Source organism: Streptomyces sp. NPDC022910 (assembly GCF_055561075.1).
Map to the genome: position 1 here is coordinate 34,997 of NZ_JBVHHL010000058.1, position 16,611 is coordinate 51,607.

Here is a 16,611-nt window from a genome sequence, read left to right on the forward strand (position 1 = left end):
CGAAGCACCGCTCGCCTCCGTGAAGGCCCGGGAGAACGGAATGATCCCATGGCTGGCAGCCGGGCACACAATCTGTACCGCCGCCGCTCCGGCCGGGAGGGCAGCCTTCCGTGGGGCAGCGCCGGACGGCCCCCCATGGCCGCGCGGAGAGGGCCCCACCCACCCCCAACCCCAGCCGACCATGCCCTCCACGCACTGATGGTGCTCTCCAGCGCCCTGTTCGACACCCGGGACGAAGGCGAGATCCTGCGCCTGGCCATGGACCACATAGCCGCCGCAGGGCCATACCGCGCGGAGGCCGGATACCTCAGGGTGGACAGCGATTTGGTCCCCAGCCCGACGAACGGGCGGATCCATGCCTTGGCCGTGGACCGGAGGGTGCGGGAGCTGGCCGGGCAGGACGGACCTGTGACCGTACCCGGCAGGCCCTGGGGCCGGGCGCTGGGGCTGCGCGGACTTGAGAGACTCCACGGCTACCTCGTGGTGACGTCGCACCGCCAGCCCACCGAGGCCGAGCGCCCCCTGCTCGCCATACTCGTCCGGCACACCGCTGCTGCTCTGTCGGTCGCCTTCGCACACCGCCGCCAACGCGAGGACGCGCTGGAGCTGCACCGGCTCAGGGAGGAACGCACAGCCCTCCAGCGGCAGCTGATCTCTGTCGTGGCCGAGCTGGGGTACCAGCGGGCCGTTCACGCGCTCATGACCGACGTCGCTGCCTCGGGCGGCGGCGAGGAAGCCGTCACCCGCGCACTGCACGGGCTCACCGGACTCCCCGCGCTGGTCGAGGACCGCTTCGGTCGGCTGAGGTCCTGGACCGGCCCCAGCCGCCCCGATCCCTATCCGGAACCGGACCCCGTGCGCCAGGACGAAATGCTGCACGCCGTCGCCCGAGAGATCGGGCCGGTGCGGATCAAGGACCGGCTGATCACCCTGGTCCGCCCCCACGGCGAGATCCTGGGCGTGCTGGCCCTGGTCGATGCCCGGCGCGAGGCCGATGAGCACACCGTGTTCGCAATGGAACACGCCGCCACGTCGCTCGCCCTGGAGATGGCGCACCTGCGCAATCTGGCCGAAGTGGAGCTGAGGCTGCACCGCGAGCTGGTCGACGACCTCCTGGCAGGGACGGACGAGGCGAGCGCCTACGCCCGGTCCGAGGCCGTCGGACACGACCTGCACCGCAGCCACTACATCGTCGTGGTGCAGTGGTCGAACCGGACTGCGGACGATTCCTTCGCGCAGACCGTGGGCCGGGCGGCCTCTGCCGTGGGCATGCGCTCGCTGCTGACCCGACGCTCCGACCACGTGGTCCTGGTCGCCGACGACAGGCCGCACACCCGCGCGCTGTACGAGGCGCTCGCCCGGGAGACCGGGACACGGTCCGGGACGATCGGGGTGAGCGCCCCTTGCGACTCCCTGGACGACATCCCCCGCCGCTACCAGGAGGCGCAGCGCGCCCTGGACGTGCGCCGCCACTCCCGCGAGCGCTACGGCACGACGTTCTTCGACGAGCTTGGCCTCTACCGCATCCTGGGACCTGGCAACGATTACCGGGAACTGGAGAGGTTCGTCCACGAGTGGCTCGGGCAGCTCATCGACTACGACTCCCGGCACCACGCGGCCATGGTGGAGACCCTGTCCCGGTACTTCGACTGCGGCGGCAACTACGACGAGACCGCCGAATCCCTCTCGATCCACCGCAGCACGCTGCGCTATCGGCTCCAGCGCATCCGCGACATCAGCGGCAACGACCTCGCGAACGTCGAGGACCGGCTCAACCTCCAGGTGGCGACCCGAGTGTGGAAGATCGTGCTGGGCGGACCCTGCTGATGCTCTGCTAGAACTGTTGTGCAAGCGATACCGGGCGGCAGTTGGTCGGGCTGCCCTGCGACAGCGCTGCAGTGGGTGGGTAGCCCTTGCTGGTGGTCTCGGCGGGCCGGCCCGGTCCGCAGACGGAATCAGCGACTGCGGGCGCGGTGGCGGCCGGCGGAGGGGCCGCGGACCGGGGCGGGCGCCGGCGGAAGTGCTGAGCGATCTCTTCAAGGTGGGCCCGGGCCGCGTGGTCCATCGCCTGGTCCGCCGCGGCATGGAGAAGCGGCACTCGTCCTGGAGACGGACAAGCCGGACAACGTCCTCGACGAAGTACTGCGCATGCTCCGCCAAGTCCGCGCCGAGCGCGTGGCGGGCGGCGCCCCCACCAAGGCGCCCTGAAGCAGGCTGCAAACTCGCCCATCCAACGCGATGTGTCAGGTGCTACCGCTGCGGCACCTCGCGGTCCGTGAGAGAAATCTGGGAGAAGATCTCCTCCGCCGCTGCACACAGCCACGCGATGTCGAGGCCCGGGTGACGCTCCTTTTGTGATGAACAGCATCCCGGGTTGACGTCGACTCGATCTGTTCGGTGAGCTGTCCGATGCGCTGGGCCAGCAGGCACCGGATTACGCGCGGCGCCTGGCAGACGCTACCGGCATGCTGGTGCGGTCCGTGCCGGTGGCCCGGGCCCCGCACCACAAGCCCGTGTATCACCTGGTGTTCGGCACGTGGCGCCAGCACGGGTTGTGGGTGTTCGGTGACTCGGTAGCCCGCGCCCGGGATGCTTGGTGGTACCCGCGCGTCGACGCCTCGCTTGCGGTAGATGTCCGCGACCGTCTCCAGACGGGCCACCGACTTGGCGTCAACCTCGGTGAAGAAGCACGTCCAGTGCAGATCGTGCTGAGAGCGGTGTTTGGACGCGACCTTCATGGCGATCTCTGCCGATCCGGACTCGCCACTTCCGTAGCGGCCCTCGCCGGCGTACCCGTCCAGGTACGGCCCAGCAGGTTGTGCTTGAACACGCTGGGCAGCGAGGATCGCTCGACACCCTTCGCGGAGCGGGCGTTGCAGCCCAGGCGGACCGCCGTGGCGATATCCAGGTTGGCGGCTTTGAACAGTCCGTCGGAGAGGGCATCGACCACTTCGACGGCGACGGTGGTGAAGGCGATCGCGGTGAAGGCGAACAGGACGCGCCAGGTCAGCGAACGAGGCGAAGTCCTGCTCCGTCGATCGGTAGTGCAGCACCTTGTTGATCTGCAAGCCCTTAGTGGGGATGCCGTGATGGTTCCGGGCAGCCGGCGCGAAATTCCACCTATCTGACGGTTCAAGAACGACTTGGCAACACGATCGTCTCCGACGGGAAATGGCGCTGAGACACATCGCGGCTTCCATGAACGCCCGATGGGTCGTTGAAAACGAGCCTAGTTGGGAGCGCGACATCATTACCGATCGGCTCATGCGTCTGGTAACCGCTCGCCATGGTCAGCTGACCCGCGCTCTGCCGGACGCCTCCGGCGGATCCGCGCCCACCACCGCGGAGTCCGGTTCCGAGGCGGCCGTTTCGGAACCCGAGCCGGCCGAGGGACCCTTCCCGGCCGACCTGGAGACGGCGACGGTGGGCGAGCTGACCCGGTTGCTGGAGTCCGGCCGGATCACCAGCGCCGCGCTTACCCAGGCCTATCTGGACCGCATCGAGGCGGTCGACGTGCACGGGCCCGCGCTGAACTCGGTGCGCGCCGTCAACCCGGACGCGCTGAAGGAGGCGAAGGCCGCCGACGAACGGCGTAAGAGCGACGGCCCGGGCAGTCCCTTGCTCGGCATTCCCGTGCTCGTCAAGGACAACATCGACGTCGCGGGCGTGCCCACCACGGCGGGTTCGCTGGCCCTGGAGCATTCCCGTCCCGGCGGGGACGCCGCCCTGGTGGAACTGCTGCGGGAAGCCGGCGCTGTCGTCCTGGGCAAGCTCAACCTCACCGAGTTCGCCAACTACCTCACCACCGGGATGCCCAGCGGCTACAGCTCGCTGGGCGGGCAGGTGGTCAATCCGTACGACGCCAGCCAGACGCCCAGCGGCTCCAGCGCCGGCTCCGGTGTCGCCGCGGCGGCGGGCCTCGCCACCGTCACCATCGGCACCGAGACGGCCGGTTCCATCCTCAGCCCGGCTGCGGCCAACTCCGCCGTCGGCATCAAGCCGACCGTCGGGCTGATCAGCCGCACCGGGATCGTGCCGATCGCCGCCAGCCAGGACACCGCCGGCCCGCTGACCCGCACGGTGGCCGACGCCGCCGCGCTGCTCACCGTCCTCACCGGCACCGACCCGGAGGACCCGGCCACCGCGGAGAACCCGCTCGTCGGCCATGACTTCACCGAGGACCTGTCCGACACGGCCCTGAGCGGCGCCAGGGTCGGTGTGGTCACCAGCCAGGCGCCCGACGAGGGCACCGACAACCGCGCCCTGTGGGACGCGGCGCTGACGGCCCTGGAGGAGCGCGGCGCCGTCCTCGTCGATGTCGTACTCGACGCCCCCACCCACTATCTCGACGACTCCTCGGTGCTCAGCTACGAGTTCAAGCGTGACCTCAACGCCTACCTGTCGCGGCTGCCGGACGACGCCCCGGTGAAGACGCTGGCCGATGTCATCGCCTACAACGAGGCGCACGCCGACGCTGCGCTGAAGTTCGGCCAGGTACTCGCGGCCGCCTCGCAGGCCGTCGACCTCGGCCCGGACAGCGCCGACACCGTGAAGTACAAGGCGGACCGGGCCCAGGACCTGGCGGACAGCAAGGACCGCATCGACGCGCTGATGCGCGAACACGACGTGACCGCCCTGCTGTTCCCGAACTCGGGCAGTGCGGTCATCGGGGCCAAGGCCGGCTACCCCTCGGTCAGCGTCCCCGCCGGGTACCAGGCCGCCAATCGCAGGCCGTTCAACATCGCCTTCCTGGGCCAGGCGTGGAGCGAGCCGACGCTCATCGGCTACGCCTACGACTTCGAGCAGGCGACCGAGCTCCGCAGGCCCCCCTCGGCGGTCAACCCCAGCCTCTTCCGTTCCGCCGCTCTGTAGACGACCCGCCGCCTTACCCGCCGTACCCCTGTACTCCCGTACCCGAGCATCGCGCCGGGTGCGGTTGCGCCGCCCCCGCCCCTACCGGATCGCGCACATCCACCGACTCGCGGTCGGTGAAAAGGAGTTCGTCCATGCAAGTCCGCCGGCTGACAGCCGCACTCGTCCTCGCGTCCCTCACCGCTCTGTCCGCCTGTTCCAGTTCGGACAGCGGCGGCACCACCACGGCGCCCTCCCGTGCCGCCTCCGACAACCGCGCCGTGAAGACCGGCGGCACGCTCACCATCGCGCTGAACGCGGACCCGGACGCGCTCGACCCGAGTACCGGCACCACCCTGGTGGGGCGTGAGGTGTTCGCGAGCATCTGCGACAAGCTCTACGACATCAACGCCCAGTCCAAGTTGGTGCCGATGCTGGCCACCTCGCTTCCGCAGATGTCGGCGGACGGCAAGACCGCCACCATCAAGGTGCGCAGCGGCATCAAGTTCAACGACGGCACGCCGTTCGACGCGGCGGCGGTCAAGAAGTCCCTGGACCGGCACCGTACGTGGTCGAAGTCCGCCCGCCGGCAGGACCTGGCTTCTGTCTCCGGTGTCACCGTGGTGAACCCGACCACGGTGAAACTCACGCTGTCGAAGCCGTTCACCCCGCTCACCGCCCAGCTCGCCGACCGCGCCGGCATGATCATGTCGCCGACCGCGCTCGACAAGCTTGGTGACAACTTCGGTACCGCGCCGGTCTGTGCCGGACCGTTTCAGTTCGAGAGCCGAACCTCCGGCAGCCAGATCGTGGTCAAGAAGTCGCCTTATTACTACGACAAGTCCAAGGTGAAGCTCGACCGCGTCGTTTACAAGATCATTGTTGACCCCAATGTGCGAGCCGCGAACTTGAAGTCCGGCGATATCCAGATAGCCGACAGCCTGGCCACCACCTCGGTGAACGGGCTGGAGAGCGACCCGAACCTCAAGGTGGTCGCGGGCGGTGGGCTCGGCTTCGGCTCGATCGAGATCAACGTTTCCAACGCCAACGGCTCCACGAAGCCGCCCGGCAAGGTCGACACACCACTGGCCCAGCATCCGGAGCTACGTGAGGCGTTCGAACTGGCCCTGGACCGCGAGGCCATCAACAAGGCCGTATACAACGGGCTCTACCAGCCGGACTGCAGCCCGATCCCGCTGAAGAGCGAGTTCCGCACCAAGACGACCTGCACCCCGCACGATGTCGCCAAGGCCAAGGCACTGGTCAAGCAGTCCGGGGTCAAGACGCCCATCCCGGTGACCCTCCAGGTGCCCGACGACAGCACGGACATCAGGCTCGGCCAGGTCATCCAGAGCATGACCAAGGAGGCCGGCTTCACCGTGAAGGTGCGGCCGATCGACTTCGCCACCGGCCTGGAGCAAGGCGCGGCAGGCACCTTCGACACCATGGTCGAGGCATGGTCGGGACGGGTCGACCCGGACGGCAACCTCACCAGCCTGGTCACCGGCGGCGGCGCCATCAACTACAGCGGTGTCACCGACCCGAAGATCGACGAGCCGATCGCGCAGGCGGCCGCCGAGTCCGACCCGGCGAAGCGCAAGGCCCTGTACGCCCAGGCGGTCCAGCGGTTGATGGAAGTGCGCGGGATCATCTACCTCTACCACTCCGAGTACTACATGGGTCTGAACAAGAACATCGCCGGCGTGGAGTACTACGCCGACGGACTCCCGCGCTTCAGGACCGCCGGTTACACGGCGGACGGCAAGTAGGGCGATCCTTCGTGGCCCTGTTCGTTCTGCGCCGTGCCGGAGCGGCGGTCATCGTCCTCTTCCTGGCCAGCGTCCTGATCTTCTTCGGGATCAGGGCGCTGCCCGGCGACCCCGCCAGGGTGCTCGCCGGGCAGGAGGCCGGGCCGGATGTGATCGCCGCGATCCGGCACCAGTACGGTCTCGACAAGCCGCTGCCGCTGCAATACGTCGACTATCTGGGGCAGTTGCTCCACGGTGACCTCGGCAGGTCCACCAAGGACGGGCTGCCGGTCGTCGGCATCCTGATGGAGCGGCTGCCGATCACCTTCGAACTGTCCCTGCTCTCCATGATCGTGGCGATCGGCATCGGCGTGCTGTCCGGTGTGATCGCAGCCGCCCGCCGGGGCCGGCCGGCCGACTACGTCGCCACCGCCTTCGGCCTGGTCGGGCTCTCGGTTCCGCACTTCTGGCTGGGTCTGCTGGGCATCCTGCTGTTCGCGGTGAACCTGCACTGGCTGCCCGCCTCCGGGTTCGTCGCGTTCTCCGACGACCCGGTGGAGAACCTGCGCCGGCTGATCCTGCCCGTCGCGGTGCTCGGCACGGGGTTCGCGGCGGTGCTGATGCGGCAGACCCGGGCGGCGATGCTGAACTCGCTGGCCGCCGACTACACCAGAACCGCCCGCGCGAAGGGCATCGCGGAGGGCAAGGTCATCGGGGTGCACGCCCTGCGCAACAGCCTGACCACGGTCGTGACGATCCTCGGCCTCCAGCTCGGGGAACTGATCAGCGGTGCGGTCGTGACCGAGTCGATCTTCGTCATCCCGGGGTTCGGCAAGCTGACCGTCGATGCCGTGCTGGACCGCAACTATCCGGTCATCCAGTCCGTGGTGCTGGTGACCGTCGTGGGCTACGTCGTGGTGAACCTCCTGGTGGATGTCGCCTACGCACTGTTGAACCCGCGGATCAGGCTGTCAGGAGGTGCCCGGTGACCGAACAGCTGCTCTCCCCGGTATCGGGCGACCAGGAGAAACCCGCCCCCGCGAAGGCACCCGGACGGGCGAGCCACCTCGCCCGCCGGTGGCGGCGTTTCCGACGCCGTCCGATGGCCATGGCCGGACTGGTGATGGTCGCGCTGTTCCTGGTGCTCGCCGTCGTCGGGCCGCTGGTCACCGGCGACCCGGCGGCCCAGGACTACGCGGCGACCTTGGCTCCGCCCTCCGGCGCCCATCCGCTGGGCACCGACGACCTGGGCCGCGACGTCCTGGCCCGGATCGCCCACGGCGCGCGTACCTCGCTGGAGGCGGGGGTCTTCTCCACCGCGTTGGCGATGGTGGTCGGCGTGCCGGTCGGTCTGGTGGCCGGTTTCTACCGCAAGGTCCTCGACCCGGTGGTGATGCGGCTGGTCGACGTGGTGCTGGCGTTCCCCGCGCTGGTGTTCGCCGTGGGCATGGCCGCCATCCTGGGGCCCTCGCTGCGCAACGTCGTCATCGCGCTCGGGGTCGCCCAGATCCCCGGGATCGTCCGGATCACCCGGGGCGAGGTGCTGGCCGCCCGCGAGACCGACTATGTGGCGGCGGCCGTCGTGGACGGCGTCGGCGACATGGGAATCCTGTACCGGTATGTGCTCCCCAGCGCTGCCGACGCGCTGATCGTGCAGGCCACCGTCGGGATCCCGGCCGCAGTCATCGGCGAGTCCACCCTGTCCTTCCTGGGCCTCGGCGTACAGCCTCCGACGCCCTCCTGGGGGGTCATGCTCACCGACGCCCAGCAGTTCCTGGACCAGGCGCCGGGGCTCGCCGTCTGGCCCGGTGTCATGATCGCGATCACGACCCTCGGATTCAATCTGCTGGGGGACGGCCTGCGGGACGTCCTCGATCCCAGGAGTGGCCGATGAGCCTCCTTGAAATCGCCGACCTCAAGGTGTCCTTCGACACCGAAGACGGAGACGTCCATGCCGTCAAAGGGGTCTCGCTGGAGCTGGAGCAGGGAGAGATCCTCGCGCTCTGCGGCGAGTCCGGGTCCGGCAAGTCCGTCACCGCGCTCTCCGTACCGCGGCTGCTGCCGCCCGGGTCCACCAAGCTGTCCGGCTCGGTGAGGCTGGCTGGACGCGAGCTGACGGACCTGACCGAGAAGGAGATGAGGGAGGTACGGGGCAAGGACGTCTCGGTCGTCTTCCAGGAACCGATGACGTCCCTCAACCCGGGCTTCTCCATCGGCTTCCAGATCGCCGAGGTGCTGCGCCGGCACGAGGGCCTGTCCCGGCCGGCAGCCCGTGACCGCGCCGTCGAACTGCTCGACCTGGTGGGCATACCGGCCCCCGGCCGGCGGATCAAGGAGTATCCGCACCAGCTCTCAGGCGGGATGCGGCAGCGCGTGGTGATCGCCATCGCCGTCGCCTGTTCGCCCCGGGTACTGATCGCCGACGAGCCGACCACCGCCCTGGATGTCACCATCCAGGCTGGTGTGCTCGACGTGTTCCGCGATCTGCGGGACCGGCTGGGCACCGCCGTCATCCTGATCACCCACGACCTCGGGGTGGTCGCCGACATCGCGGACCGGGCGGTGGTGATGTACGCCGGCCGAGCCGTCGAACAGGCCCCGGTCGAGGAGCTGTTCAGCCGGCCGCGGCACCCGTACACGGTCGGCCTGATGGGCGCGATCCCGTCGGCCGCCACCACCGCGGCGGACGGCCGACGGCGCCTCACCGAGATCCCCGGCATGGTTCCGCGGCCGTTCGCCGACCCGGACGAGTGCGCCTTCCGCCCGCGCTGCGCCTCCGCGCAGGACGACTGCGCCGCCTCCCGGCCGAAACTCACCGCACACGGGGACGGTCATCTGGCGGCCTGCTTCCACCCGGTGACACGCGAATCCGCCGCGCCAGAACCACTCGAAGGTCCCGAGGTGACCGAAGTACCCGCTCCAGGAGGTGGCCGGTGAAGGGGAACGTCCTCGAAGTGACGGACCTGGTCAAGCACTATCCGGCCGGCGGCCGCGGCAAGGTCGTGCACGCCGTCGACGGTGTGTCGCTGACCATCGGCCGGGGCGAAGTGCTGGGCCTGGTGGGGGAGTCAGGAAGTGGGAAGTCGACCATCGGCAAGTGCGTCCTGCGGCTGACCGACCCCACCTCGGGCACCGTCGCGCTGGACGGACGCAACATCACCCGGCTGTCGCGCCGCATGCTGCTGCCGCTCCGCCGCGACATGCACATGGTCTTCCAGGACCCGTTCTCCTCGCTCAACCCGCGCTTCATGATCGGTCGGATCGTCAGCGAACCACTGCTGGCCCACAAGGTGGCGCGGGGCCGCGACGCGGACGAGCGGGCCGCGACGATGCTGGAACGCGTCGGCCTGCGCGCGGAGATGCGGACCCGCTACCCGCACGAGCTGTCCGGCGGGCAGCGCCAGCGCGTGGGCCTGGCCCGCGCGCTGGTGCTGGAGCCCAAACTGGTGGTGGCCGACGAACCGGTCTCCGCGCTCGACGTGTCGGTCCAGGCGTCGGTGCTCAACCTGATCAGCGACCTCCAGCAGGACATGGGCTTCTCCTGCCTGTTCATCACCCATGACCTGTCGGTGGTGGAGTTCCTGGCCGACCGGATCGCGGTGATGTACCTCGGCAAGATCGTGGAGACCGGGCCCCGCGAGCAGATCTTCAGCGATCCGCAGCACCCGTACACCCAGGCCCTGCTGTCCGCCGCTCCGGTGCCGGACCCGGCCGAACAGCGCCGGAGGGAGCGGGTCGTGCTCGGGGGCGACATCCCCAGCCCGATCGACCCGCCGGCCGGCTGCCGGTTCCACACCCGCTGCCCGGTCGCGGTGGACATCTGCCGCACCCGGTCGCCGGAACTCCTCGGCACCGGCCACGCGGTCGCCTGCCACTTGGTCAATCCGGCCGGTACGCAGGAGGAAAAGGCGGCGGAGCCGGGATCGTCCGCCGTGGCCGGCTGATCCCGGGCAGCATCCCGCAGCCCACGACACTAGGGGCCACCCGCAGGGGCGGCCCCTCGTGTCGTGTTCGCGACTGCCGTTACCGGCCGACCGCGTAGCCCTGCATGCCGCGCGGGTTGGCCGCGGCCGACAGGACTCCCTGCTCGGGATCCCGGGCGACGGCGCACAGACGCCCCTCCGACCAGGGCTCGGCCACCGTCACATCGTGGCCCCGGCGGCGCAGGTCCTCGATCACGGCCTCGCCGATCCGCTCCTCCACCGTCACACCGCCCGGCTGCGTGCCCCGGGGGTAGAAGGAACTGGGGAAGCTGTCGGTGTGCCAGTTCGGCGCGTCCATGGCGCCCTGCAGATCCAGCCCGCCGCGCACCTGCTCGCGCAGCGCGACCGCGAGGAAGAAGTGGAAGCTCCACTGGTCCTGCTGGTCGCCGCCCGGGGTGCCGAACGCCATCACCGGAGTGCCGCCGCGCAGTGCCATCGAGGGGGAGAGCGTGGTACGCGGGCGGCGTCCCGGCGTCAGGGAGTTGGGCAGACCGGGCTCCAGCCAGTTCATCTGCAGCCGGGTGCCGAGCGGGAAGCCCAGGGAGGGAACGACCGGGTTGGACTGCAGCCAGCCGCCGCTCGGGGTGGCGGCGATCATGTTGCCCCAGCGGTCCACCACGTCCAGATGGCAGGTGTCGCCCCGGGTCGAGCCGTCCTTGGCGACGGTCGGCTCACCGGCGCCCACGGCCGCCGGACCGGCGATGGTGGCCCCGCCCAGGGCCGCGTGCAGCGCGTACTTGGCGATCCGGGGGTCCCGGCCGCCGGGGCTGCCGGGACGCAGTTCTCTGGAAGCGGTCTCACCGATCAGGGCGCGCCGTGCGGCGTTGTAGTCGTCCGACAGCAGGTCGTCCAGGGGGACGTCGGCCGCGTCGCCGTACCAGGCCTCACGGTCGGCCATCGCCAGCTTGGTGCCCTCGATGAGGGTGTGGACGTAGTCGGGGCTGCCGTACGCCGGGACGTCCTCGGGCAGCAGGGCGAGCTGCTGCAGGAACGACGGACCCTGGCTCCACGGACCGGCCTTGGCGACCGTCCAGCCGTTCCAGTCGTAGGTGACGGGGGACTCGTAGCCGGCCGACCAGCCGGCCAGGTCCTCGCCGGTCAGGGTGCCGGCATGCCGCTCGCCCGAGGTGTCCATGACGGGCTTGGCGGCGAACTCGGCCAGCGCCTCCGCAACGAAGCCCTCCCGCCAGGCGCGCCGGGCCCCGTCGATCTGGGCCTCCCGGCCGGATCCGGCGGCCTCCGCCTCGGCGATGATCCGTCGCCAGGTCGCCGCCAGCGCCGGGTTCTTGAACAGCGCGCCGGCCGCGGGCGACCTGCCGCCGGGCAGATAGACCTCGGCGGAGGTGGTCCACTCGTTCTCGAACAGCTCGCGCACCGACTCCACGGTCAGGCCGATCCGTTCGACGGCCGGGTGCCCCTCCTCGGCGTAACCGATCGCGTACTCGAGCACGTCGGCGAGGCGCTTGGTGCCGTGGTCGCGCAGCAGCAGCATCCAGGCGTCGAACGCGCCGGGCACGGCGGCGGCCAGCGGGCCGGTGCCCGGGACCAGTTCCAGGCCGAGCCCTGCGTAGTGGGCGATGGTGGCACCGGCGGGCGCGGGGCCCTGACCGCAGATCACGGTCGGTTCGGCGCCGGCCGGTGCGAAGATGAGCGGCAGATCACCGCCGGGACCGTTGAGATGCGGCTCGACGACATGCAGGACGAATCCGGCCGCGACCGCGGCGTCGAACGCGTTCCCTCCGTCCTCCAGGACGGCCATGGCCGCCGACGAGGCCAGCCAGTGGGTGGAGGACACCATGCCGAAGGTGCCCTGCAGGGTGGGACGGGTGGTGAACAAGGGGAAAGCCTCCTTCTCGTAGAGGTCTGGCTGCGCACCCCCGGCGGGCGGCGGCGGACGAACCCTGGGGCGGGTCAGGGTGCCGCGCCGCCCCGGATGTGTCAGCGGTCCAGCCAGTCGCGCACGGGGTCCCGCAGGAAGGCGAAGTCCTCGGGAATGCCTGCCGGGTTCCCCACGCAGTGGCCAGATGCTGGAACGCGCCACAGTTCGGCGTGAGCCAGGTACGGCAGGTCGGCGGCGTTGTCGGCCACCGGAAGTACGGGTCGGTCTCGCCCGGCAGCAGCACCTTCGCGCTGATCGCCTTGAGCGCGGCGGTCAGGTCCCCGCCGTACTGGGGGTTGTCGCTGATGTCGGCGTGGAACGAGGTCAGCACTTGCGCGTGGAGGTCGGGAACCGCGTGCGCGCCGAACCTGTCCTGCCGGTCCGTCATCAGGCAGGTGTCCAGATCCGGCGCCCCCAGCGCGGACAGGTGCAGTCCCTGGCGATAGAAGTCCTGGCTCAGCCCCAGTCGGCGTAGACATACGCGAACGCCCGTCCCGCGGCGACCGGTTCGGCGGAGAACCGGCCTCCAGGTCACCGCACAGCTCCGTTCGCCAGTATCGCGTGGGCACCCCAGACCTGGTTGACCACCTGGGTGACCCGCAGGTCGACGGTGGTGCTGGCGAGGGCCAGGGCGGCAGCCCGCTCCAGACCGTAGGACGCCTGCATCCAGATCAGCATGGCGTCCAGGGCTTGAGCGGAGGCCTCGTTCAGGTCCTCGCTGAAACCGAAGGTGATCCGGCCCGTCGGGGTCACCGCGTGCACGGTGGGAACCGGCGGGGCGGGTTCCAGGTCCAGTGTGAAGCGGGTGGTCATGCCGCATTCGATGGCGGTCCCGGAGACCTCTCCGTCGCCCTGGGCCGCGTGGCCGTCACCGACGCACAGCAGCGCGCCGTCCACGGTGACCGGAAGGAAGAGGGTGGAGCCGGCGACGAGTTCGCGGCAGTCGATGTTGCCGCCGCCGTACACCCGGGGCGGGACGGTCGAGTGCTCGCCCGGCTCCGCGGGCGGCACCCCGATGACGCCGAGGAAAGGTGCCAGGCCGACGGTGTGTCCGTACTGGTTGGTGCCGGTGCCCTGCTCGGTGTCGAGCTCCCACAGCAGCCAGGACGGGTCGGTGCCGCCCATCCCCAGCCGGCGGTTCAGCGGGGTGTCGTGCGCGGCGGCGACGGTCCAGCCCCATTCGTCGGGGGTCAGCGACTCCAGGCGCACCGCGAGGGCCGTCCCGGGTCGCGCGCCGCGCACCTCGATCGGTCCGGCCAGGCAGTGCCCGCGCGAGTCGTCGAACATCTTCGGCCGGGCCTCGCCGGGGGTCTTCTGGCGTTCGAGATAGCCGTGCGCGTCCAGGGAACGGACGACGACCGTGTCCCCCGGGTCGACGCTCAACACCGGGGAGAGTTCGTGGGAGAAGACGTCGGTCACCGTCTCCGGTGTCGGGTCCAGTCGGTATTCGGCCAAGGTCGGAGTACCTTTCGAGCGGAGTCGGGATGCGGTGGGCTGCCTCCCTCGGCCGACGGGCTGCCGGCGAGAGCGGTTCATACCCCTGGCGGCATCCGGTCGTCACCAGCGGCAGGTCTTCGGTGGCGCGGAGGCGCGCAGGCCGCGGCCGGGCGCCGGACCGGCATCGGGAGGGGAACTCGGCGCCGGTGATGCCGCGGTGTTCCGGCGGCGTGGACCGGCGAGCGGGTCGTTCGCGCTGCCGTGCGCCGGTTCGCGGTGTCCGGCGGTCACCTGGAGGCCGTCCGCGGTGACGGGGCGGGAGCCGAGGTCGCCTGGCGGTTCCGGGCTCCGGGCCGGGAGGTCCGGCGGAGTCGTGGGCGTGGGTGAATGGCGAGGCCGGCGGTCACCGCGGGTCTCCGCCGTGCTCCTGCGACTGTGCCATGGCTCCGATCCAATGGTCCGAGGTTGGCTCCCCGCTCAGTGCCAGGCGCCTGGCCCATTTAGACTCCTGTCTTTTTCTGCCATGTCAACGCCTTGTTACCGGTGATCGTCGGACTGGGCGTCACGGCAGCCGGAGCGGCCAGGTAGGCGCCTTGATCGTCGATCACAGGCCCCGGATCTGGATCTTTCCCTCGCCGTCTTCACGTGGGCAGGGCGCGGGCGGCACCATGATGTGCCGTGCTGCCGCGTCTGGCCTTGTCCCGCTCGAAAATACGGTTCTGGGTCTGACTGCAGCTCCCCAGCCAACTCCAGGGCTCGCACGGCGTCTGGGATGATCCTTCGATACTGCTGTCCATCGTGACCGCACTCGTCCGGAATCTGACCAAGGTGCCCGCTGCCGTGCTGCGCGGTCCTGTGGCCAAGGATGCGGAAGTCCTGGGCCGCCTTCCTCCGCTCCCAGGCCGATGCCATCCTGGCCGCAGACTTCTTTGAAACCAAGACCGTCTCCGGCGCGACCCTGAGCTGGCGTTGACGGCTGTTCTCCGCCGCTGCCCAGCTCGTCACCAGCGGCCACCGTCGCATCCTCCGCCTGGCACAGCGCTGGCCCTGGACCGACGACATCACAAGCGCCCTCGCCCGGCTCGATGCCCTCCCGACCCTGGCTGACCAGCAGCGTCCCGCCCCTGCGAGCAGCACCACCCCGGAGCCGTGGAACCCGGCGCCCACCCGTGGTGACAGCCGGGCCCTCGACCTACCCACCAGCAGAAATCTCCGCTCTGAATGAGCAGAAAGGGGCCGTCAGCAAGCTGACGGCCCCTCATGCAAGATCGAGATTGACGCCCCGTCAGCACCGTACCGGCCTCGGTGCAGACAAAGGCTCAGTACAGGGAGGGAAAAGAGATGGAAACGAAAGCAAATAAAATGCATCAGTGGACCCGAAAACGGGAGGAGCCAAATGCTCCGCGACGTCCTGCCCGGGAGTATTTATTCTGGTTTGCCGTGCGCAGGCTGAGACGCTCACTCGTGTTGATTTTACATTTCAAGTACCTCACAACTGACGGCGAGCGTCGTCAAACCCCGTGCAACTACGACGGCTTGAAGAACACTCGCCCCATTTGCCGAGGGCCTGGACTTCACCTCCTCGGAACTCGTCCGAAATAACAACGACCTCGCTCCCGGGACACCAAAGAAGCTCCTTTCGGAGAACTTCCGCAAGATCTTATTCGGACCTAAAGTCACTCACGACTCGCCACTCCCCTACGTTCATGCCCTTCCCGGCATCACGTACGGACTAGTGTCTCGTGATCCTGATTGCGTTACTTCGAGTTGTTATTGACGAGTTTCTTCACGCTGGTCTGGACGAGTTGGACCTTGGCGAGGATCTCGTCGGCGGTGGCGGTCCAGATGAAGGGTCTCGGGTTCTCGTTCCAGGAGTTGATGTAGTCGCGGATCTGTTTGACCAGGACGTTGACGCTTGCGAACGTGCCGCGGCGGATGGACTGTCGGGTGATGAGCCCGAACCAGATCTCGATCTGGTTCAACCACGAGGATCCGACGGGGGTGAAATGGAAGTGGACGTGTGGGTTTTTTGCCAGCCAAGCCTTCACGTCCGGAGTGGTGTGCGTGGAGAGGTTGTCCAGGACGACATGGATTTCCTTCCCCGCATGCGGCTTGACGGCCTTCTTCAGGAACGCCAGGAAGCTCGCTCCGTTCCGGTTCGGTTTACACTCGCCCAGCACTTCACCGGTCGTGACGTTCAGCGCGGCGAACAGGTTCGTGGTGCCGTGCCGCACATAGTCGTGGGTGCGCTTCTCGATGGCCGCGAAGGCCACCGGCAGCACTGGCTGGGTCCGGTCCAGGGCCTGCACCTGCGTCTTCTCGTCGATCGACAGCACCACGGCGCCACCGGGCGGGGCCAGGTACAAACCGACGACATCGGCGACCTTCTCCGCGAACGCCGGGTCTTTCGAGATCTTGAAGGTGCCCGAGCGGTGCGGCTTCAGACTCTCCTCACGCCAGATGCGGGCGATGTAATGCCAGGAAATCGAGACGCTTTCCCGCCGTTTCAGATGGTCAGCCAGCGTCCGCGTCGACCAGTGCGACAGGCCGGATTCCGCCGGCGGGGACATCCTCGTCAAAGCGATTACCCGGGCCCGCACCTGCGGCGGCACCTGAGTGTAAGCATTCAGAAGGTCGGTGACCTGCATGGCTCCTGACGATGTGACAGGTCGCGGGTGGGTGCGGCAGGATCCGTGGTCATGTCGTCGGGGTG

At 69.2% G+C, this 16,611-nt stretch carries 12 protein-coding genes; 8 read left to right on the top strand and 4 right to left on the bottom strand.

Annotated features, from left to right (window positions below; translation table 11 throughout):
* Positions 1 to 48: 48 nt before the first annotated feature.
* The 8 genes from ACZ3TS_RS34875 (at position 49) to ACZ3TS_RS34910 (ending at position 10,543) form a co-directional block, all read left to right on the top strand.
* Positions 49 to 1,827 (top strand): PucR family transcriptional regulator, encoded by a 1,779-nt coding sequence (locus ACZ3TS_RS34875; RefSeq protein ID WP_467625819.1) that lies wholly within the window; start codon positions 49 to 51, stop codon positions 1,825 to 1,827.
* Positions 1,828 to 2,465: 638 nt separating this feature from the next.
* Positions 2,466 to 3,128 carry a hypothetical protein gene (locus ACZ3TS_RS34880; RefSeq protein WP_467625836.1) on the top strand — a complete coding sequence of 221 codons (663 nt, stop codon included), beginning with the start codon at positions 2,466 to 2,468 and terminating at the stop codon, positions 3,126 to 3,128.
* 136 nt (positions 3,129 to 3,264) lie between these two features.
* The gene (locus ACZ3TS_RS34885; protein ID WP_467625821.1) at positions 3,265 to 4,872 is read left to right on the top strand and encodes an amidase family protein; all 1,608 of its coding nucleotides are present in this window, start codon (positions 3,265 to 3,267) and stop codon (positions 4,870 to 4,872) included.
* Positions 4,873 to 5,006: 134 nt separating this feature from the next.
* Positions 5,007 to 6,620, top strand: coding sequence for an ABC transporter substrate-binding protein (locus tag ACZ3TS_RS34890; protein WP_467625822.1), 1,614 nt, complete (start codon positions 5,007 to 5,009; stop codon positions 6,618 to 6,620).
* Between the two features lie 11 nt (positions 6,621 to 6,631).
* On the top strand, positions 6,632 to 7,588 hold the full coding sequence (locus ACZ3TS_RS34895; RefSeq protein ID WP_467625823.1) for an ABC transporter permease: 957 nt from the start codon (positions 6,632 to 6,634) through the stop codon (positions 7,586 to 7,588).
* A complete protein-coding gene (locus tag ACZ3TS_RS34900) occupies positions 7,585 to 8,493 on the top strand; it encodes an ABC transporter permease (protein ID WP_467625825.1) in 909 nt (302 codons plus the stop codon). The genes ACZ3TS_RS34895 and ACZ3TS_RS34900 overlap by 4 nt, the downstream gene beginning before the upstream one ends.
* On the top strand, positions 8,490 to 9,536 hold the full coding sequence (locus tag ACZ3TS_RS34905; RefSeq protein WP_467625826.1) for an ABC transporter ATP-binding protein: 1,047 nt from the start codon (positions 8,490 to 8,492) through the stop codon (positions 9,534 to 9,536). Before ACZ3TS_RS34900 ends, ACZ3TS_RS34905 begins: the two co-directional genes overlap by 4 nt.
* The gene (locus ACZ3TS_RS34910; protein WP_467625828.1) at positions 9,533 to 10,543 is read left to right on the top strand and encodes an ABC transporter ATP-binding protein; all 1,011 of its coding nucleotides are present in this window, start codon (positions 9,533 to 9,535) and stop codon (positions 10,541 to 10,543) included. The genes ACZ3TS_RS34905 and ACZ3TS_RS34910 overlap by 4 nt, the downstream gene beginning before the upstream one ends.
* A gap of 79 nt (positions 10,544 to 10,622) precedes the next feature.
* Here the strand turns inward: ACZ3TS_RS34910 and ACZ3TS_RS34915 are convergent, their stop codons facing one another.
* The 4 genes from ACZ3TS_RS34915 to ACZ3TS_RS34930 form a co-directional block, all read right to left on the bottom strand.
* Positions 10,623 to 12,419: a gamma-glutamyltransferase family protein gene (locus ACZ3TS_RS34915; RefSeq protein ID WP_467625829.1), complete on the bottom strand. Its 1,797-nt coding sequence runs from the start codon at positions 12,417 to 12,419 to the stop codon at positions 10,623 to 10,625.
* A 101-nt stretch (positions 12,420 to 12,520) separates the two neighbouring features.
* Positions 12,521 to 12,670 (bottom strand): hypothetical protein, encoded by a 150-nt coding sequence (locus tag ACZ3TS_RS34920; RefSeq protein ID WP_467625830.1) that lies wholly within the window; start codon positions 12,668 to 12,670, stop codon positions 12,521 to 12,523.
* 322 nt (positions 12,671 to 12,992) lie between these two features.
* Positions 12,993 to 13,916 (bottom strand): acetamidase/formamidase family protein, encoded by a 924-nt coding sequence (locus tag ACZ3TS_RS34925; protein ID WP_467625831.1) that lies wholly within the window; start codon positions 13,914 to 13,916, stop codon positions 12,993 to 12,995.
* A gap of 1,739 nt (positions 13,917 to 15,655) precedes the next feature.
* Positions 15,656 to 16,546, bottom strand: coding sequence for an IS630 family transposase (locus tag ACZ3TS_RS34930; protein WP_467625833.1), 891 nt, complete (start codon positions 16,544 to 16,546; stop codon positions 15,656 to 15,658).
* Positions 16,547 to 16,611: the final 65 nt, after the last annotated feature.